Source organism: Bacillus salacetis (assembly GCF_003581585.1).
Taxonomy (GTDB): domain Bacteria; phylum Bacillota; class Bacilli; order Bacillales; family Bacillaceae_B; genus Rossellomorea; species Rossellomorea salacetis.
This window is the reverse complement of record NZ_QXIR01000041.1, coordinates 24323-43500: the sequence shown is the minus strand read 5'-3', so window position 1 is coordinate 43500 and position 19178 is coordinate 24323. Positions and strand designations below refer to the sequence as shown.

26 protein-coding genes are annotated in these 19178 nt (G+C 39.7%); 22 read left to right on the top strand and 4 right to left on the bottom strand.

Going from position 1 to position 19178, the window contains the following annotated elements; translation table 11 throughout:
- Nucleotides 1-269 precede the first annotated feature (269 nt).
- The gene (locus D3H55_RS21265) at nt 270-836 is read right to left on the bottom strand and encodes a DUF2812 domain-containing protein (protein WP_119549320.1); all 567 of its coding nucleotides are present in this window, start codon (nt 834-836) and stop codon (nt 270-272) included.
- Complete coding sequence (locus D3H55_RS21260; RefSeq protein ID WP_119549319.1) at nt 823-1140, bottom strand: PadR family transcriptional regulator; 318 nt, start codon at nt 1138-1140, stop codon at nt 823-825. Before D3H55_RS21260 ends, D3H55_RS21265 begins: the two co-directional genes overlap by 14 nt.
- Nucleotides 1141-2047: 907 nt before the next feature.
- On the opposite strand from D3H55_RS21260, the gene D3H55_RS21255 reads away from it, so the two are divergent.
- The 16 genes from D3H55_RS21255 (at nt 2048) to D3H55_RS25395 (ending at nt 13479) form a co-directional block, all read left to right on the top strand.
- Nucleotides 2048-2542 (top strand): DinB family protein, encoded by a 495-nt coding sequence (locus D3H55_RS21255; RefSeq protein ID WP_119549318.1) that lies wholly within the window; start codon nt 2048-2050, stop codon nt 2540-2542.
- Nucleotides 2543-2755: 213 nt separating this feature from the next.
- Complete coding sequence (locus D3H55_RS21250; protein WP_119549317.1) at nt 2756-3145, top strand: GntR family transcriptional regulator; 390 nt, start codon at nt 2756-2758, stop codon at nt 3143-3145.
- Nucleotides 3146-4255 carry a DUF1648 domain-containing protein gene (locus D3H55_RS21245; RefSeq protein ID WP_119549316.1) on the top strand — a complete coding sequence of 370 codons (1110 nt, stop codon included), beginning with the start codon at nt 3146-3148 and terminating at the stop codon, nt 4253-4255.
- A 439-nt stretch (nt 4256-4694) separates the two neighbouring features.
- On the top strand, nt 4695-5261 hold the full coding sequence (locus tag D3H55_RS21240) for an RNA polymerase sigma factor (RefSeq protein WP_119549315.1): 567 nt from the start codon (nt 4695-4697) through the stop codon (nt 5259-5261).
- Entirely contained in the window at nt 5239-6045 is an 807-nt protein-coding gene (locus D3H55_RS21235; RefSeq protein ID WP_119549314.1) for a hypothetical protein, read from the top strand. The genes D3H55_RS21240 and D3H55_RS21235 overlap by 23 nt, the downstream gene beginning before the upstream one ends.
- A complete protein-coding gene (locus tag D3H55_RS21230; RefSeq protein WP_119549313.1) occupies nt 6029-6916 on the top strand; it encodes an ABC transporter ATP-binding protein in 888 nt (295 codons plus the stop codon). The genes D3H55_RS21235 and D3H55_RS21230 overlap by 17 nt, the downstream gene beginning before the upstream one ends.
- Nucleotides 6913-8040: a V-type ATP synthase subunit E family protein gene (locus D3H55_RS21225; protein ID WP_119549312.1), complete on the top strand. Its 1128-nt coding sequence runs from the start codon at nt 6913-6915 to the stop codon at nt 8038-8040. The genes D3H55_RS21230 and D3H55_RS21225 overlap by 4 nt, the downstream gene beginning before the upstream one ends.
- 401 nt (nt 8041-8441) lie before the next feature.
- Nucleotides 8442-8960 (top strand): sigma-70 family RNA polymerase sigma factor, encoded by a 519-nt coding sequence (locus D3H55_RS21220; RefSeq protein ID WP_119549311.1) that lies wholly within the window; start codon nt 8442-8444, stop codon nt 8958-8960.
- Nucleotides 8953-10431, top strand: a complete 1479-nt coding sequence (locus D3H55_RS21215) for a DUF4179 domain-containing protein (RefSeq protein WP_119549310.1) — start codon at nt 8953-8955, stop codon at nt 10429-10431. Before D3H55_RS21220 ends, D3H55_RS21215 begins: the two co-directional genes overlap by 8 nt.
- A 151-nt stretch (nt 10432-10582) precedes the next feature.
- On the top strand, nt 10583-10864 hold the full coding sequence (locus tag D3H55_RS24615; RefSeq protein ID WP_168413207.1) for a hypothetical protein: 282 nt from the start codon (nt 10583-10585) through the stop codon (nt 10862-10864).
- A gap of 244 nt (nt 10865-11108) precedes the next feature.
- A complete protein-coding gene (locus tag D3H55_RS24610; protein ID WP_168413206.1) occupies nt 11109-11270 on the top strand; it encodes a hypothetical protein in 162 nt (53 codons plus the stop codon).
- A gap of 270 nt (nt 11271-11540) precedes the next feature.
- Nucleotides 11541-11720 (top strand): hypothetical protein, encoded by a 180-nt coding sequence (locus D3H55_RS24605; protein WP_168413205.1) that lies wholly within the window; start codon nt 11541-11543, stop codon nt 11718-11720.
- A 135-nt stretch (nt 11721-11855) separates the two neighbouring features.
- The gene (locus tag D3H55_RS25515) at nt 11856-12176 is read left to right on the top strand and encodes a TIGR04104 family putative zinc finger protein (RefSeq protein WP_168413204.1); all 321 of its coding nucleotides are present in this window, start codon (nt 11856-11858) and stop codon (nt 12174-12176) included.
- Nucleotides 12177-12253: 77 nt separating this feature from the next.
- Nucleotides 12254-12643 carry a DUF4181 domain-containing protein gene (locus tag D3H55_RS21200; protein ID WP_240628732.1) on the top strand — a complete coding sequence of 130 codons (390 nt, stop codon included), beginning with the start codon at nt 12254-12256 and terminating at the stop codon, nt 12641-12643.
- Nucleotides 12644-12696: 53 nt separating this feature from the next.
- Complete coding sequence (locus D3H55_RS21195) at nt 12697-13092, top strand: hypothetical protein (RefSeq protein WP_119549307.1); 396 nt, start codon at nt 12697-12699, stop codon at nt 13090-13092.
- A 237-nt stretch (nt 13093-13329) separates the two neighbouring features.
- Nucleotides 13330-13479: an ATP-binding cassette domain-containing protein gene (locus D3H55_RS25395; protein WP_168413208.1), complete on the top strand. Its 150-nt coding sequence runs from the start codon at nt 13330-13332 to the stop codon at nt 13477-13479.
- 207 nt (nt 13480-13686) lie between these two features.
- On the opposite strand, the gene D3H55_RS21185 is transcribed toward D3H55_RS25395, so the two are convergent.
- Both D3H55_RS21185 and D3H55_RS21180 read right to left on the bottom strand, forming a co-directional pair.
- Nucleotides 13687-14607 carry an MBL fold metallo-hydrolase gene (locus D3H55_RS21185; RefSeq protein WP_119549306.1) on the bottom strand — a complete coding sequence of 307 codons (921 nt, stop codon included), beginning with the start codon at nt 14605-14607 and terminating at the stop codon, nt 13687-13689.
- Between the two features lie 43 nt (nt 14608-14650).
- Complete coding sequence (locus tag D3H55_RS21180) at nt 14651-15127, bottom strand: DinB family protein (protein ID WP_119549305.1); 477 nt, start codon at nt 15125-15127, stop codon at nt 14651-14653.
- 217 nt (nt 15128-15344) lie between these two features.
- Between D3H55_RS21180 and D3H55_RS21175 the strand changes: the two genes are divergently transcribed.
- The 6 genes from D3H55_RS21175 to D3H55_RS21155 all read left to right on the top strand — a co-directional run bounded on the left by D3H55_RS21175 (nt 15345) and on the right by D3H55_RS21155 (nt 18786).
- A complete protein-coding gene (locus tag D3H55_RS21175; protein ID WP_119549304.1) occupies nt 15345-16052 on the top strand; it encodes a nucleotidyltransferase domain-containing protein in 708 nt (235 codons plus the stop codon).
- A 72-nt stretch (nt 16053-16124) separates the two neighbouring features.
- Entirely contained in the window at nt 16125-16295 is a 171-nt protein-coding gene (locus D3H55_RS24595; protein ID WP_168413203.1) for a hypothetical protein, read from the top strand.
- 242 nt (nt 16296-16537) lie between these two features.
- Nucleotides 16538-16774: a hypothetical protein gene (locus tag D3H55_RS21170; protein ID WP_136035771.1), complete on the top strand. Its 237-nt coding sequence runs from the start codon at nt 16538-16540 to the stop codon at nt 16772-16774.
- Nucleotides 16775-16816: 42 nt separating this feature from the next.
- Nucleotides 16817-17620, top strand: a complete 804-nt coding sequence (locus D3H55_RS21165) for an aminoglycoside phosphotransferase family protein (RefSeq protein ID WP_119549302.1) — start codon at nt 16817-16819, stop codon at nt 17618-17620.
- Between the two features lie 111 nt (nt 17621-17731).
- Nucleotides 17732-18094: a DUF5412 domain-containing protein gene (locus D3H55_RS21160; RefSeq protein ID WP_119549301.1), complete on the top strand. Its 363-nt coding sequence runs from the start codon at nt 17732-17734 to the stop codon at nt 18092-18094.
- A gap of 83 nt (nt 18095-18177) precedes the next feature.
- Entirely contained in the window at nt 18178-18786 is a 609-nt protein-coding gene (locus D3H55_RS21155; protein WP_119549300.1) for a hypothetical protein, read from the top strand.
- Nucleotides 18787-19178 lie beyond the last annotated feature (392 nt).

The window sequence follows — 19178 nt, the reverse complement described above, 5'->3', positions numbered from 1 at the left end:
GGAGACAGCTCCCGCACGCTAAAGAAATATGATTAACAAAGAAACGTCTCCTTAGGAAGAGGAAACCTTATATGAAGAGGCACGATTAGATAAGAAACGTACCTCTAGAGAAAGGGGCCGCTGACTTCTGGGACACGAATTCAGGTGAATCGTGCCATCGCAGCCCGAAGAGAATAAATAAGCAGAAAAACGTACCTCTGAAGAGCTTTCACTGCCTTTAGAGGTACGCTTATAAGAAAAGAAGTCAATTCATACATTACCCTTATTCACTATTCTCCTTTTAACTTGGAATGCTTCTGGTAAGCTTTAAAGTAACTTCTCCAGAACAATATGGCCATAAGTGCGGGAAGCAGCTTCATCAGGACAAATGGAGTTTCAAACAAGAAGGCTTTCCAAAATAATGAACCGTCCATGCTCCATAGTCCATCATGATACAGTTCTGAATCACTGTAAAACAGAAATGAATAAAACAAAAACAAGCTGCCCAGCCAAAACGAATAATTCATCAGCCTTTTGTAGTAATTTCCCTTAGATTCACGGTCAGAGAAGATTTCCGTCTGATCCTCGTCCTCTTTCTGCCAATACCGGATGCCGCTCCCCCAAGGACCTTTGATATAATTCCAGCCAAAATCCTCATACAACCCTTTGTATTCAGCAAACTTTTCTTTCGATAGATTGTTCTGATAATCAAGCCTCATGACGTATCTCTTGTCGGTTGGTTCGAAGGTGTAAATTCCCAATCCACTAATATGGATACAGCGGAAGCCTTTCTGTAATTGCTCATTTAGAAACTGCTCTTCTTTTTCAATATTGAAAAACAATCTAAATTTTTTCATTTGCTTCACTTCCTTCGTACAAGGATAAAATATGCAAAAGCCTTTCCTGTTCCATTTTCAAAACGGAGGTTCCTTCAGGTGTTATCTTATAAATTTTCTTTCGGCCAGAGCTCCCAACTGGCTCAATCCAGCCATGTTTTTTCAGGTTTTCAATCGCTCCGTACAGCGTACCTGCGGCTAATATAACGCTGCCTTTACTCAGTTCTTCTATCTTCTGCATTGCAGCGTATCCATGGAGCGGTTCACGCAGCGCCAATAAAATATAATGCATGGTTTCCGACAATGGAAGCAGTTGATGTTTCATTAACTCACCCTCTATTCAGTTTGACTATATAGTTCGACTTTATATTAATGTATTACAGTTCAACTGAATAGTCAACAGCCAATTATACAATCCACCTAATCGAAAACGAAAAAGGGGCAACTGCTTATTTAGCAATCGCCCCTCAAAGTTACTTGTATGCATTTACTCAATATCATCTTCAGTAGTTCCCCAATCTTTCCCTGATTTACCCCAGTAAAACAGAAAAGCAGCTTGTGCTAAGATCGGTAATCCAAATAGGAGTATAGTGATAAGTCTGTCCATGTACAGCCATCTCCTTATAATGTATTAATTCCATGACTAGCCGCCTGTTGCCATTACGAGATTACAATATGCTGTTTATAGTATGACGAATCCGGCATTTATATTGTTTCAAAATTCCACTAAGTAAACCTCAAACTTGGATTGATTTTGAAATGACCAGCAAACCATAGCGCTGAACGAGGACTTTTTAAAAAAATATCGAACTATAAAAATAGGGAACTGATTAAACGCAAGAAAAGTTGTTTTCTAAAATTAGGCTCTGTTAGGTAATATGGTTGCTATAAAAAGTTTTTGGTTCATGGACTATTAAGAGCCTGAAAATGTTGGTTTAATCAAATTGGCGGCCCATTAATCCAAGTGTATATCTTTTCCGAGATTATCAAGAAAAGTGGATACATCTGGTTTACAATGGAAAATCATTTCCTGCGGATATGTTGACTGAAACGGAAGGTGCTCGACCTCCTGCGGGACTAGCGGGACAGGTGAGACCCCGGAAGCGCTGCTGAGGAGGCTCACCGTCCGCCCCGCGGAGTCGGACACCTGGAGTGGAAGTCAACTTACCTTTTCAAAAAGCAACAATACTCTTTAACAGAGCCAAAAATTAAATAGTGAGGAGATGGATTGTATGCAAGTTTTGTCCAATGTGTTTGTGGATCAGCTCGATATGCACTGTCATGAAAATGACTGGTTTGCATCCATGGATCAAGCGCTGAAGGGAGTAAGCGCAGCTGAGGCGGCATCGACAAGTTCGGGAACCAGCAATTCGATCTGGCAGATTGTTAATCATCTGATATTTTGGAACGAGGATGTTATCCATCGACTTCAAGGAACAGAAAATCATCATGGAGCCGAAAGCAATGAGGAAACCTTTGGACATCCAGGGAATCCTGAAGACGAACAGGGGTGGCGCCGGACAGTTCATCGCTTCACTGAGGTCATGGATACATTGCGAACCGTCATTGCTGGCATTGATGATGAAACAATGAAAAAACCGTATGCAGCAGACAGGTATTCCAGGGAACGTTTACTCAGCAGTATAATGATGCATGATTCGTATCATCTCGGACAAATTGTACTGCTGCAAAAGCTGCAATCCTCCTGGGGAAATGTTGATTGGTAGATATACTTTTACCTTGTAACACAATGAAGTAATTTGATCCGCTGGCTAACAAACGATAGGAATGCGGAAACATCGACACATTATCACCGGTCAGAAGCGAAAGGCTCTGGCCGGTTTTTTGTTTTCCTTTTTTTAAAAAAAATATATTGACCAACACGACTATCTGTTATATTATATGTATAACAGATAGCACAAAGAAATGAGTGTGACAAAATGCTAATAAAGCTTGATTTAGAGTCAGAAGAACCCATTTATACACAATTAAAGCACCAGATCATTGCCGGCATTGCCAAAGGAGAGATGAAGCCGGGTGATGGATTGCCTTCCGTCCGTTCAATGGCAGCAGATATCGGGATCAATCTTCATACGGTGAATAAAGCCTATCAGCAGTTGAAGCAAGAAGGTTTCATCTTAATCCATCGTCAAAAAGGGGTTGTGGTGAACCCCGATGGAGTCCAGCAGGCAGATGATGCGTACCGGGATAAATTAACAAGGACATTACACCCGTTAATTGCTGAATCGGTATGCCGGGGAATGGATGAAGAGGAATTTTTGCAAATGTGCAGCAGGATCTTCAAAGATTATTCTAAGGGGGAGAGTTAGATGAATACGGTTTACATTTTATTATTGGTGATCATGATTCCTGTGTTTCTATCCATGATGTTCATTCCTTACTGGACCAGGAAAACAGAGAGCTTTGGGGTTTCCATTCCTGAAGAGGTATACAATTCCAAGGAGCTTAAGGGGATGCGAAAGCAATATGCGGTATTGACAGGGTTTTTAAGTGTTGCTGTCACTATCATTTTCTTCTTGATGGGTTCGTCTTTTTCAGCAGATGAAGAATTGATGAGCTTACTATTCAGTGGAATCGTTTTTGCATTCATCGTTTTCAGTTTTGTCATCTACCTTGTATTTCACAGAAAGATGAAAACACTGAAACAGCATAATAAATGGGCAGCCGAGAAATCCCAGCTTGTAGTGGTCGATACCGCCTTTCGTAAACAAAGATTGACTCATTCCAATTTGTGGTTCATCATTTCGTTTTTGGTTGTACTGGTTACTGTGTTCCTTACCTTCCAGCATTATCAGGCCATGCCCGACCAGATTCCGACCAAATACAACTTTGATGGAGAGGTGACTAACTCTGTAGAGAAATCTTATCGCAGCGTATTAGTCATGCCGATCATTCAAGTTTATTTGACACTTCTGTTTATTTTCATCAATACCATCATAGCTAAGGCAAAGCAGCAAGTGAGTGCGCAAAATCCTGAGGACTCAATGAAGAAAAATGTTGTATTCAGGAGACGCTGGTCTGCCTACGTCATTATGACCGGTATAGCAGTCGTTTTATTATTAGCTTTCATACAGTTATCAAGCATTTATTCCATCAACAATGAACTCATGACCATCATTCCGCTAATCTTTACAGTCGGTGTGGTTGCCGGGTCCATAATCCTTTCAATTACAACAGGCCAAGGAGGCAGCAGGGTGCAGACAGCCACAACAGGGGAGAATGGTACAGTTATCGACCGGGATGACGACCGTTACTGGAAATTAGGTGTTATTTACTTCAATCCGAATGATCCTTCATTATTTCTGGAAAAACGGTTTGGAGTAGGATGGACAGTAAATTTAGCTCGTCCTTTGGCTTGGGTATTTTTCTTAGTCATCATAGGGCTGGCTGTTGGAATCCCTCTGTTAATGGGGTTGTAACTCTTTCGATGGATGAAAAATGAATTTTTCAGGAGGAAAACACTTCGGGGTTTTCCTCCTTTTTTGTGTCAGCATTCAACCAGAAAAATATTCGTTGCAGCGTTTATACAAAGGTTCTTTTCGTAAACTTTGTTGCTATTCAATATAAATTTTAACTAATATCCTGATATATCGTCGTAATAACCCCCGGTGAGAAGGAAAGGAAAGAGCTACTCGTTCTTTTTCGAGAGTAAACCCTTTGTATACCGGGGAAAAATCCGGCACCTGGGATTTTTCCGAAAGCAACAATATAGGCGAAAACAGCCTATACTAAAGAGGTGGGCACACAGGCTTATATCATTGAAATGAAAAATTGATTTTTAAAGCAATAAATAAAGTTTTTTAAAAAAATAAATCTTTTTAAAATCTATTCTCGTCTTACATATTGAGGTGATGCAACGTGTCTGAAGATCGACAGCTGATTCAGGAGATCCTCCGTGGAAGCCAGGCGGCGATGGAAGTCCTGACGCGTAAATATTATAAAGATGTCTTTGCTTTTGTTTACCGGAAGACAGGAAACAGGGATCTGGCTTATGACCTGACTCAGGAGATTTTTATCAAGGTGATCCAAAAAATCCATTCCTATTCAAACAGCGGCAGTTTCAAAAGCTGGGTGTTCACGATTGCTGTGAACCACTGCCGTGATCACTGGAAAAGTGCTGATTATAATCGAAGCCTTAAGCAGTCTGAACTTCCGGAAACCCTTACTAATGAGAAAACGAACGTTTCCTACATATTTGCACAGAAAGAAACGAGGGAGCGAGTGAAGTCCGCGATCGGTGAGCTGCCGGAGTATCAACGTGATGCTATCATCCTGAAGTATTATCACCAGATGAAGATTCATGAAATTGCCTCGGTGACAGAAGCGAATGAATCAACCGTCAAATCGAGATTGAAACAGGGACTGGGAAAGTTAGCTAAACTTTTAGAGAGAGGTGAGGAATATGGACAGCAGCAGAAGAAATGATAAGCAATTTGACGTTGAACTCGATAATTTGGAGAAAGAGATCGGCTTCAAGCTGGACGAATATGATGTTGAGTATCCAAGTGAGGCGGAAATGATGAGGACGATCGAAGCAGTCCGTCCTTTTGTTCCGGTAAAAGAAAACCGCTGGAAAGGCTTTTCAAAGAACGTTCAATCATTGATGAAGAAATCCTATCAAGAAGTATTTTATTTCAGCCCATTATTTTGGATACTGAATCTCCTGTTCCTTTCGATATGCTTGTCTGCTGTGACCATTGCTGATCAGAATCCATATGCGGCGTTGATGCTCTTTGCTCCGCTGCCCACCATTACAGGTTTGTTCGAAATCCTGAAAAGCAGGCAGAGTGGGATGGCAGAACTCGAACTATCCTTCAAATACAGCTTGCAGGAAATCATCCTGTCCAAGATGTTCATCATTGGCGGCTTCAATATCGGAATTAATTTAATTGCAACGGCTGCACTATCAGTTTTTGCTGAAGATGCAGGAATGGGGAAACTGCTTCTCTATTGGATGACACCTTTCACAGTCATAACCGGGATCTCCTTCCTTATAGCCAGTAGATTGCGTCATCTGCATGCGGTAACGGCTGCACTTGTGATTTGGATCGGTTCCGGAGTGATGCTTAGTAACACTGCAGTCATTGAAAAACTCGAAGCGGTACCAGCAGCTGTCTATGTACTTGTCATCCTGGCAGCCGTCGTATGCACCGCTCTTCAAGCAAACCGGTTGTATAAAAGGGGTGTGAACTATGAATTTAACCATTGAGGGCATTTCAAAAACATTTAAAGAAAGACATGGAGAAATTAAGGCGCTGGATAACCTTTATCTCGAATTCACCAATGGAGTCTATGGCATCCTTGGTGCCAATGGTTCCGGGAAGACGACACTCATGAGAATCCTGGCGACAGTGATGAAGCCGACAGCAGGGGCGGTCTATCTGAATGGCAGGGACATAGCGCAGATGGATGCTGAATACCGCGACTTGATTGGTTACCTTCCTCAACAAGTCGGGCTGTATAAAAACTTTTCAGCTGAAAAGCTGCTTCATTATATCGCCGCCTTGAAAGGTCTCACGAAGCAGGAGGCGAAGGACAAGGTGGAAGAAACGCTGGAATTAGTCGGCCTTCATAAGGATAGGAAAAAGAAAGTCGGGAAATTTTCTGGCGGCATGAAAAGGAGGATCGGGATCGCACAGGCTTTATTGAATGATCCCAAAATCCTGATCGTTGATGAACCGACAGCAGGGCTCGATCCGAAAGAGCGGATCCGATTCCGGAATCTTTTATCGAAAATATCAGCCAACCGGATCGTCCTTCTGTCCACACATATCGTATCGGACATCGAATTCATTGCAAAAGAAGTCCTGATTCTTAAAGACGGGAAGCTTGTCAAAAAAGAATCACCGAGCCACTTGCTGAAAGGTCTTGAACAAAAAGTCTGGTCGCTGACAGTCAAAGGAGAGGAACTGGAAACGTATCAGTCCGGATATAAGGTAGGGAACATTTCCCGTTTACAAGAGGGTTATCACCTGCGGATGATAAGCGAAGAAAAACCCCATCTTAAGGCAGAAAGCGTGGAACCTAATCTGGAAGATTTATATTTGTACTACTTCGATGAAGAGGAGGGGATGGAATGAAGCTTTTAAAGTTTGAACTTTATAAAATCTTCAGCCAAAAAATGGTGTATGTCACCTTTCTTGTCCTCATCCTTTTGTCATCTATGTATATAGGAAAATTTGAGAAAACAGATGAGCAGACCAAGCAATTTTATAAGGACTGGGAAGGGACAATAACCTCTGAAAAAATTATGGAGGCGGAAGCTTCGAATGAAGAATTAAATGCCAAAGCAGAAGAACGGATAGAGGAAATGATAGCGGATGGAACCGAAGGATCTTTCTTATCGGAGAACGAGGAAATCATGGCCGGAATCTATGAAGATATTGCTTTCAGCCAAAGAATCCAGGAGGCCATCAATCTACGGCTGCAGGAACTGGATAGTTCAAACCAATACAATGCTGAGCTGGAAAAGCAGGTGCTAGAAAACGTGGACCTTTCCTATTTTTCTTATTACAAAGGTCCTGCCGAAATTATTGATTATACCGGTACATTCGGATTTATCGTTACAGGGGCCATGCTTTTGATCGGACTTTCTTCAATATATACACGAGAGTACAGTTCTGGAGTCGACAATTATATACTAAGTTCTAAGAAAGGGAGGGCGGAGCTGACATGGTCAAAGCTTGGTGCCGCTATGATTTATACCTTGATAGTTGTGGGCGTATGGGAAGCCGTGAATGTGGCCAGCAAGCTCTATTTACTGGGAAACCTGGGGTGGAAGGCACCGCTTCAATTCGTTTTCAGGTACTTTGGTTCTCCATACGGCCTGAATCTGCTTGAATTTCACCTGATTCAACTCGGAATTCATCTTATTGCGGCTTTTGGTTTTGCCATTCTGATCCTTTTCATCTCATCACTGAGTAAAAACTCGCTTCTCTCATTTTTTATATCAGGGGCTGTGTTCTCCCTTCCGTTCATGCTGGTCGAAATGGTGCCATTAAAACCGTGGCTCTTAAATTTGGTCCATTTTTCATACCTGTATATCATGAGAGTGGATTTTTTCTTCAACAGTTTCAAAACGGTCAATCTCTTCGGTAATCCAATCTTATACCCCGTTGCAGCAGTGGTTTGGATGGTGATCTTGTCAGCCGTGATTGCAACTGTCACATTCAAGGTAATGAAGAATAAAGAGGTCAGTATTTAGATTAATAGATGAAGCATAAAGAGGGGACAGTCCCCACCTGAATTACCGCGTTACCGCATTAACGTATCCGGGGACAGTCATCGGGTGATATATAAAGAGACAGTCTGACTGTCTCTTTTTTGGTGGGATCAGAACCTGCTTTACAATAAACAAAATACGTTTTTTCGTTCTCAATATCTGCGTCTTGTAGAGGTATGCATTCAGAAATAGCATAACAATTTCTTCACCATGATCAACTTTACGTAGTGAAGATAATTAAATGAAGCCAAATGCTTAACACGTCCGTCTAATATGTAGAATGGAAAGATGAATAGGGCATTTTTCGCAGTACTGGTTGCTTTCCTTAATATCTATAAAACAAAGTACCCGGAAGATGTCCATGAAAAAGAAGGTGAGTTGCAATTATTGAACTAGTTCATAAAGCCCAGGAAGGCGACGAAGAGGCTTTTCTAAGTATATTTCAAGAATACGAAATAGATCTTTATCGCATCGCTTTTGTATATGTAAAAAATAAGGATGATGCACTTGATGTCGTACAGGAAACGGCCTATCGGTCATTTAAGAAGATAGGAACACTGAGGAACCCTGTTCATATTAAAACATGGCTGATCAAAATTGCCATTTCATGTGCCACGGATCTGCTGAGGAAACAAAAGAAGGTTGTTCATTTACATCCTGAATACTTACATCTTATTGATTCAGCAGAACAGGATATTCCTCTTTCATTATCGTTAAAAGACTTGATTGAAACATTAAATGAAAGTGAAAAAAGCATCATACTCTGGAAGTTTTATTATGGTTATACCCTGCAAGAAATATCAGAAATCGAGGAATCACCATTGGGTACAGTTAAGTCTGTTTTATATCGTGCGCTGGCAAAGCTTCGTAAACAGATCAGGAGGGCCGATATGTATGAATAATAAGATAAGAAGTGAGTTAGAGAAAATCGAAATTCCGGATGAATTGCATATTAGGGCCACCTTGGGCGTTAAACAAGCTAAAGCGGAATTAGTGGAGGAGGGTGTAACGACTGCCGAGAATAATCTATCGGAGAATAAACTTAGTTTAGGAGTATCTGAAATACGGAAAAAATCCCTCTATAAAAGATTATCAATTATTGCTGCATCCCTCATAATCGTTGCTTCCTCTCTTACTTTAACCCCTGTAAGAGCAGCAATTCAAGAGGTCTATGACAAACTATTCTCTAGTCAGCATATTGATGATTCAGGCGTAAGAACAGCAGTTATAGCAGGTGAAGGCCAGGTGTTGGACCAAACGTTCTTTGATAAAAATCAAAGCATAAATGTGAACTTTGAACGAGTATTGATGGATGACAAAGAGACAAAGCTCTTATTGACGTTTCAAAGTAAAAAAACTGATTTAAAGAACGTCTATATTGATCTTTTTGAAGGTGAAAGTTCGATAAACTTATTGAATGGAAATGAAAAAAAGAAATTAGACAACGTAGGATGGGGCAGCAGATACTACGATAGTAAAGAAAACAAAGTAGTAACAGCCTTATCTTTTGAATCATTGAAGGACTATGAAGGTAAAGATATTCGTTTGGAAATTGATACACTTACGGTTTGGAAAGATGAAGGTTATGAAGGTATACAAACAATATGGCCACTTGAATTCACGGTTAAACCAACTGCCATATCTGAACGGAAAACGTTAGAGTTGAACAAACAATTCACTTACAAAGGAGAAACCTATACTGTTACAAGGGTTGAATTTTCAAAGCTGGAAACAAGAGTAGTCGTTACCGGCTCGGACACAGAAATCCTGACTGATGATAGCGGAATGGAATATAGAGTGATGAGTAAGCTGGAACACCAATTCCTTAATGCAAGAAAAATTAGTAAAGAATATGGATATAGTGTTGATGAAAAAAAATCCGGTGTATTTATTGCGTCAAAAGGCGACCGAATTGACCCCGTTTTTAGTAAGGGTGAGGTTGAGGGGGAAAAGGACGAATATATAATGATTTTTGGACCTGTTCAAGGTCAAAATAATGCAGTCCTGGAAATTGGTGACGACGTGACCATACCACTTAATGAAAGCGAAAAGGTTGAACAAATAACAACATATAATGAAAAAGCAGAAATAGAAAAAATGTTATCAGAATATGGATATACTTTAGTACTGTTAACAGAAGAAGAAAAACAGCAGATAGACCTGTATCACGAAAAATTCCCAAAGGAGCTTTCAATTGAAAGAACAGTAATTGGTAAAGTAAAAGACCATGAAAACTCAAAACTTTTAGAGGTCAGCCTCTCAGAAAGATCAGGTGTTCTAAGTGAATCACTGGCTGAAGATGCAGAAGCAGCTAAAGAAATCAGGAAAGAAAATGGATTGTCGTTTATCCCAATATATTTAAATGAGTTCTAACAACTCAACAAGAGCCCCCTTCTTTAGAGAGAGGGGCTTATTTGTTTAAATATTCGAAATGTTACACTGTACTTAAGGGATCTTCTAATATTTTTTAGATAATTTAGAAATTGCGTCGCTTTTCTAGCATTATAGGTACTCTGTTCCTCGGATGATGTACCAATTCATCCGCTATTGGGACATCACCGGCCATTTTCTGCTAAATGATGTAGGAATTCCACTGCTTTTCCAACATCATCAGGTCTCTGGTCCTCGAATGATGTACCAATTCATCAGCTATTGGGACATCACTGGCCATTCTCACCTAAATGATGTAGGAATTCCACGGTTATTCCAGCATCATCGGTATTCTGTTCCTCAAATGATGTCCCAAATCATCTGCTATTGGGACATCACTGGCCATTTTCTGCTAAATGATGTAGGAATTGCATAGCTTTTCCGGCATCATTGGTACTCTGGTCCTTGAATGATGTACCAATTCATCTGCTATTAGGACATCACCAAGCATTCTCTGCTAAATGATGTAGGAATTCCACTGCTTTTCCAGCATCATAGGTTCTCTGGTTCTCAAATGATGTACCAATTCATCCGCTTTTCAGACATCATCGGCGATTCTCAGAAAAAATGATGTAGGAATTCCACCACTATTTCGGCATCATCGGTACTCTGTTCTTCAAATGATGTACCAAATCATCCGCTATTGGGACATCACCGGCCATTTTCTGCTAAATGATGTAGGAATTGCACGGCTTTTCCGGCATCATCGGGTCTCTGGTTCTCAAATGATGTACCAAATCATCCGCTTTTCAAACATCATCGGCGATTCTCAGAAAAAATGATGTAGGAATTCCACTGCTTTTAAAGCATCATTGGTACTCTGGTCCTCAAATGATGTACCAATTCATCCGCGATTCGGACATCACCGGGCAATCTTAGCTAAATGATGTAGGAATTCCACTGCTTTTCCAACATCATAGGTTTTCTGGTTCTCAAATGATGTTGGAATTCCACAGCTGCTTTCCAACATCACCGGTTCAATAAAATAGCACCATAATTATCAAGCAGACCATAATAACTGTCCAAATGAGGAAATGACGTTGAATAAAAAGATGCTTATTCGCATTTGCCAAATTGTCATCATTATCAGTCTGTTAATCATTTCTTATTATTTTGTATGGGATGAAGATTTAGGGAAAGTAACAGCATTTTTTGTGATGGTTGTAATCATAACGCTTCTGGTTTACTTCTTCTTCAACAAATTATCCAATCGGGGTAGAAAAAATGAATAAGGGTTTGTTTGCTGGATGCGGGTGCTGGCAATGAAGCCTTTTTTTGTTCAGGAAGTGGTATTTTATATGAAACTTGTGAATCCGGTATTTCGTCTAATTAATAATGTAATAGGAGTGCTGGTGTGATAGGGGATTTTGAAAACTTTAAGGGGGATATTAGGCTTGCAGCACTGTCGGTATTGTAAAAGTGAATTCAAATGGAAAGAATTATACCAGTATTTATGGGGCGCTCTATACAAACCTTTCCGATGTACAGCTTGTGCAAAAGAACATTTTGTCACTATACCCGGAAGGTTAACAAATACTGCTCTGACCATATTTCCCATGTTAATATTTGCTCAATTTCTTTCTCCTTTTAAACATTTCCTTTTATCTATTGGGGTTGGAATTATTCTGGGACTTATCGGCTCACTCATCAGCCCGTACCTGGTGAGCTTGGAAGTGGATGACGAGTAAATTACTGAGCGATTTTACCACAATTTCAAAGGGATAATGCGGAGCAAGGTAGCCTTTGAATGATAAGGGGGATAAATATGTTTTGGTTGAAGGTATTCTCAATTGTCATAGTTATTTCGATGGTAATATGGATTGCAAAGCTTATTCTAAGAAAGGTTTTTCATATCGAGAAGGTAAAAAAAAAATTCTTTTCAAATAATTACATAAATGATCGACATAGGAAGATTGACAAATGGATTAGAACTATTTCAACCATCATGTTCGTTTTTCTTATCTTACTGCAAATAAACTATTTTGAGGAGGCAACCTACCTATTTGCCTCTGGAGTTCTCTCTATTTTAATTTTGGAGTATTCAGTAAGGCTATTCTTTGAGTGGAAATACAGCAGTCAACCAAAGCAAGCAATATTAACCTTCACTGAGATGTTCCTCGGAGCAACCGCACTGTTACTTTTGTTTCAAATCTAATTTAAATTACCATGATTTTAGCTGAGATTATGTGGAATATGGGGGAGATTTATTTGCAAGAATTTACGGGACACGAGCTGAATCCTGAACAACACGATATGAAAAAGTTGGACATCGTGGTCATTCAGGCGGTATTAGATGAATTACAGAAAGAGGAGAACCATAAGCGGAAGATTAAAATCGCTACTGCAAATGCCTTTATCGTCGCTGAGAGAATCAGCATAGATGAACCGGATATCGATACAATTCCGTTATTGAGTAAAGCGATTCTGAAGTCTGAGGATACTACATTCAAGTTAATGCAAGAAGGGAAGGTCGCTAATTTGCACGCTATGATTGTATTGAATAATGTGGAAATCATCCCTTTTTCTAATCCTGGTATTACATTGGAAAGTGATTGTTTTGCCATTTATACCGACCATATTATGGGATTATCCTTGACGGATTGAAGTTATATTAAAAAGGCTGCAACTGATGATCAGAATAGGATCCGGTTGCAGCCTTTTTTTATCAAAACACATCCATAAGCCACTCTTGAAGGATGAAAAGTGTCCTCCCCCGAATAGTATTAAGTCAGAATGGAGGGACCTGTATGAATGGGAAGATAGCGGGTGAGACCTTGACCAAGACGTTTAAAAAAAGGGAATGTATCCTTTGAAGTCGGTGAAAGGGAATTCTTCGCCTTTCTGGGGCCGAACGGTGCAGGGAAGCCGACGACTGTACAGGTACTGACCACCTTGATCAGTGCTTCATCCGGAAGAGTGGAGGTTGCCGGGTATGATGTTACGGAACAGCCGGTAGTTGTCCGCAGGCATAATGGTGTTGCCCTTCAATAAACTGCCAAGGGAGCAGTATCGAGAGGATGATGAATCCTCTTCCTCAAGAAGGGACGATTGAGAGAATCAGTTATATTCAAGCTGTCGATTACTCATTTTTACAGCTTATAAAAGCAGCAAAGACTCGTCATTTGGCGAGTCTTTTGCATGAAATTTATTATGGTGCAAAGGGTTTAAAAAGGGATAGCACACATTAGAGGCAGCTTATTATCGGCTTAAAGATTCTTCTAGTCTTTTAATATTTTGAAAATAAATCTCAGGAGAATCCCAATCCATATATAAATCAGGAACTTCAGATGCATTCTTTTCGTCATTCCTGTAAACCACAGACATTAATGATTCAATATAGTTGATGTTGTTTTTAATCTCTTCTTTTGTCCCGATAGAGCCGTGTCCCGGTATAACTGTATCTATTTCAAAACGATCAACTTTTTGCAGAATCTCGATCCATTTTTCTGGATTGCTCTCTTCAAAAAAGGTGAGGTGACAATCAACAAATAGTAAATCTCCCATAAATATTACCTTACTCTCAGGAATATAAAGCATGGCATCACAGTAGGAATGCCCTCCGCCAAGGGTGAAAAGCTTTGCATTTCGTTTTGTTCCTTTCAGGCTCCATTCGTCAATAAATGTTTGGCTGGGTAACACCAATTCCAGGCTTGATAAGGAAAACTTCAATTCAAGCAAAAAATTAATTTTGTTTTGTAATTGGGCATCAGTGTCCGAATCTAACTGTTTTTTTAGGGATTCAATATAATTTGCCAGCCCTTGTATGTCTTCTTTCTGTTTTCTAATTCTAGATGGGTGAAGTTCTTTCATCTTTGAGAAAGTGGTTTCGCTGGAGATGATGGTACTATCCGTAAAAACTTGGTTTCCGCGAATATGGTCCCCGTGCCAATGACTATTCATTACAGTTGTGACTGGCTTATTTGTAATAAATTCAGCGGCGTCCTTCAGGTCCTGGGAGGCTTGCTGGGTATTGAAAGTATCGAAAATGATAATCTGATCTCCTAAATCTGCAAATCCTGCATTAGCTAGAGCTCCTCCGCCTTCTTTTGCAATAGCTGCATATATTCCATCACTAACTTTTTCAAGGCTGAAGTGTTTACTATTAAAATTCTCGTCCATCCGTTTCACCTCTGATTGTAAAATTTAAAGCTGTATAATTCCGTCACCAATCTTCTATGAGGTCTGTATCAGGCGGGGTATACCCAAGCTGTCTGCCAAACTTCACTATTTGTCCTTTATGATGAAATTCATGGGTAATCGTGTGGGTGAAAAGCCATAATGAGGTAAAGTCTGTAATATGTCCATTAGAGAAAGATACTTGAACAGTATGATCCCACTTTCCTTCGAATGCATTTAGAAATTCCTGAACCAATTGGTCCGTTCTTGTAAAAACCTCTCTCATTTCATGAGTATTTTTAATAGACTCAGGAGTTATCTGTGGAATTGATTTTCCAAGTGCACGTGTCCCCAACCAAACACGGTAACAGTCCGCTGCATGCGCATGGAGGTTCCGAATGGAATCCCCTCCAAAGCTTTCAAGTTCTTTTACATAATCTGATTCTGACATGCTTTCACAATATTGAAATAAGGTTTCTCTTGTACGTTGAATCCAGTCATATTGGGTTACAAAAACATCCATTTTCACTCACTCCCTTAAATTGTAAGGTTTTATATAACTTGCTTTCGATAACTTCTCTAAAAAGGGGTGAAAATCCTCTGTTGGTTTTCCATTTCAGAGAAATATTCAACTTTTTAAATTTTCATTCGTAATCCTCGAGGCGGTGAAACTGTACTTCTGCCGTCTTCTGGAACATTCCCCCAACTGGGTGAATATCCTGATTATGGGAGGTGTTCATGTGAGGGATGAGATTAAGCATGTTACACAACAGTTTATCGAGGCCAACTTTTCTGAATCAGAGGTCGTATGGATTGGCGGCAGTGCGGCAAAGGGTAATCTTACAAAGGAATCGGATATCGACCTGGTCATCATTGATGAAGCAGAAACGCCAAGACTGCAGTGTTATGAGTTTCAAGGCTGGAAAATAGAAGCGTTTATTTATACCGCACTTTCTCTCGAGCTTCAGTTTCAGGCAGCACGATACAGGGGAATACCGACCATTATTAGAATGTGTGCGGACGGCCTCTTGATCAAAGATGAACGAGGAACAGGCAAAGAAGTAACCGAGAGGGCAGTTTCCCTTTTTGAGCAGGGGCCGGAGCGATGGAGTGAGGGAAGAATAGGCGAAGCCAAGTATCAAATCACCGACCATTTGTCTGACTTCAGAAGCTCAGAAGACTTTGAAGAAAGCGTGTTTATTCTGAATAAATTGGTAAGTACACTGGCTGAAATGGTGTTAAAGGCTGAAGGGAAGTGGACCGGCGAAGGAAAGTGGTTTGCCAGGGAGTTACGGTCATATGACCATGAGTTGTCGGGGAAACTGGTCAGTTCTTCGAGACACTTCATGCAAACAGAGGACAAAAATGAACTCATTTCCTTGATTCATTCAGTACTTGATCAATACGGGGGAGAGCTGTTTGAAGGGCATAGGGAATTCCTGCAGTAAAATTAATGAGCGCTTCTGTCAAATAAGTTGTTCATTTTTTGTATATGGCTGTTTTCGCAAAAATTGTTGCTTTTGGAAAAATCCCAAGTGCCGGATTTTCCCTCTGTATTCAAAGGTTTAACTCCTGAAAAAGAACGAGCAGCCTTTTCTTTCCTGCTCACCGGGGTTTTTACGACGATTTACCAGAATGAATTTTATCGAAACAACCCAATTGAAGAATGGGTGAAAGGCATGAATACCTAATTGAGAGGGTTACAGGATTTTTTCGTAACTGATTCAATTGGTTTACATATAGGACTATAGTGTTATTAAAGAAATAGAGAGAATAATGATTATCAGGAGAGCTGCGGCTGGCCATCAGTCCTTGATGGACATGTCATTTTTTTAGATAATGAAGCTGCTCGCGGTGTGTAATGCAAGGAGGTGGGAATATCAGGTCAGCCATTCACATAACGAATATTCTATTGCTTGCAGGATTGTTGGTATTGGGTTTTTTTATATACTTTGGATTGCATTTCGCTCCTCAGCCTGACCCCTACACTGCCGAACACATTCATCTCGTATTGATTTATGTTATATGGTCGATAGGTTACTACCTGCAGCTCAAGCAATCAATCGTAAGGAACTTTATCATCATCTTTGTGATATTCTTTATCCTTCAGGTGGTGCACTTCTTCTTTGGGTACTATGTAATTACGTTTTTGGAGTCCTTTGTGGAGTAGAAATTCCCGTCTGGGTAAGTTTGCAGTATATTGGTAGTGAGAATGGAGGGGTTGCAGGTGCCGGGCCGTGCCAATGAAGAAAAGCTGACAGGAGGAAATGTCACAAGTGTTTACCGTATAGGAGATACTGTCAGGCGTGAATTAAATCCAAACAGTTCAAAAATCCATAAGTTATTAAAGCATTTGGAGAATAAAGGGTTCAGTTATGCACCCAGATTTTTAGGAATTGATGATAATGGGAGAGAGATTTTAACTTATATCGACGGGGAAGCGGGTAATGACCCGTTAAAAGACTACATGTGGTCCAATGAAGCTTTGAAGGAAATAGCCAGGATGCTGCGTCAATACCATGACGCCGTCAGTGATTTCCCAATGGATGACTGGGAACCCCTTGATAATACCCCTGAAAATCCTGAAGTATTATGCCATAATGATTTTGCCAGATACAATATCATTTTTAAAGATAAAGTTCCAGCCGGCATTATTGATTTCGATGCAGCGGGACCAGGACCAAGAATCTGGGATATTGCATATACCATCTACACTTGCGTTCCAATAAGCAGGTTCCATCTTTCCGAAGCTGGCGAGAAAGTCTATTATGAGCCATTGCTGGATGCCACCCGCATAAAGCAAAGGGTGAAGCTGTTTTTTGAAATATATGGTGAGAGTATAGAAGAGGATTTTCTGGAAGTGCTAATGCAGAGATTGGAAGGGTTATGTAAAACAATTAAAAGAAAAGCAGCTCAAGGTGATGCGGCGTTTCTAAAGATGATCGATGATGGACACCTCGAACTTTATCAAAATGATATTATGTTCATAGATAATCATGGAAAAGATTGGATTTAGACGATATAATTATACATAGTATCGGACGATAGCCGAAAATCCGGCTATCGTCCGTTTTTCATTTTTGTAGCGGGATATCTTTTTATATACAGCAGTCAGGAGAAAGGTCCAATGAAAAAAATAGTAAAATCATTCTTAATAGTTTTTTTAATATTATTTGTCATAGCAGCTTATGGGATCTATTGGGCGTTTTATGACATGAATAGATTGCCGAAAGGGGACTATCTTACAGAACAAATATCCCCTGATGGTAAGTATACACTGAAAGCTTATGTCACCAATGGAGGAGCCACGACTTCTTATTCTGTTCGTGGTGAATTGGTTTTTAATGCAAAAAATCTTAAAACGGAGAATATATATTGGAATTATAGAGAGGAAACTGCAACTATTGTGTGGACTGACAATGATACAGTAGTGATTAACGGGCATACGTTGGATGTGCCAAATCAAAAATTTGATTTTAGACATCCATAAAGGCTTTTTCAGGTTCAGCACCTCATGGAATATTGTTTAATCCGAAACTTATTTTCTGGGAATTTCCAATTAGGGGGAAGTAAATGAAAGTAATAAAATGTATCGGATTTTTTGTAATGAGACTAATTTTATTCTCAGGTTGCCAAACAAATGGCAGTGATAAGATAGAAGTGAAAATGAAGAGTGATGAAGATTTGAAGGAGATTGCAGATACATACACTTATGAGGATTATGAAAAGGTCTTTGAAAAGGCCGTATCTGATGCCGATGAACTTGAGGCAGATGGAAGTTTAAATAAGTGGTTAATAAGAATCTTAGCAGAAGAACAATTGTCTTATGAATCAGATTTAACAGATGATCAAGTAATAAAGTTAGCGGAAAGAGCACTGAAAGAAGATGAAGTCTGGAAGTCCATAGCGAAAGAAAAATACGGTGTGACAGTTACCGAGGAAGAAGTAGACCAATATATTAAGGAAGGTCCTGATACCTTTGAATTGCCACAAATGCAGGCGTATGCTGCTGCTTTGGGTTTATCGTTGGAAGAGCTAAACCACGAATTCGACAGAGACATCTATGAAAAGAATGCGATTTGGTTGAAACTGAAACCTGAACTGGAAAAGGAATACGGCCTTATTGATAACAATAAACAAGTTGAAAAGTACCAAGAGGAAGTTGATAAAGGAGTTTATTAATACCTGTATTACTAATATACGGTGTACGTAAACTGGTTTAAATTCGGAAGTCATAAGTACAAATCTAATACTAATGGTATTACTAGTACTCTTCTTTAAAAAAACAGAACATTTAAATATTTCGATCATTGGAGAGAATAATTATGAAAAATTTCATAAAGAAACTTTTGAAATATACTGTTACTATTGTATTAATAGTATTATATCTTAACCTATTACCTTACCTTGTGACTTGGTTTGATTTGGAATATACTGTAATTGAGTTCGTCCTAATAATTATCGTCATAATTTTAGCCGTACTCACAAGTGAATTGATCTTTAGGTAAAATATTGTCTAATACTTTCATAATTAACTGTAATGGTACAATACTCGTTACCCAACACAGATAAAG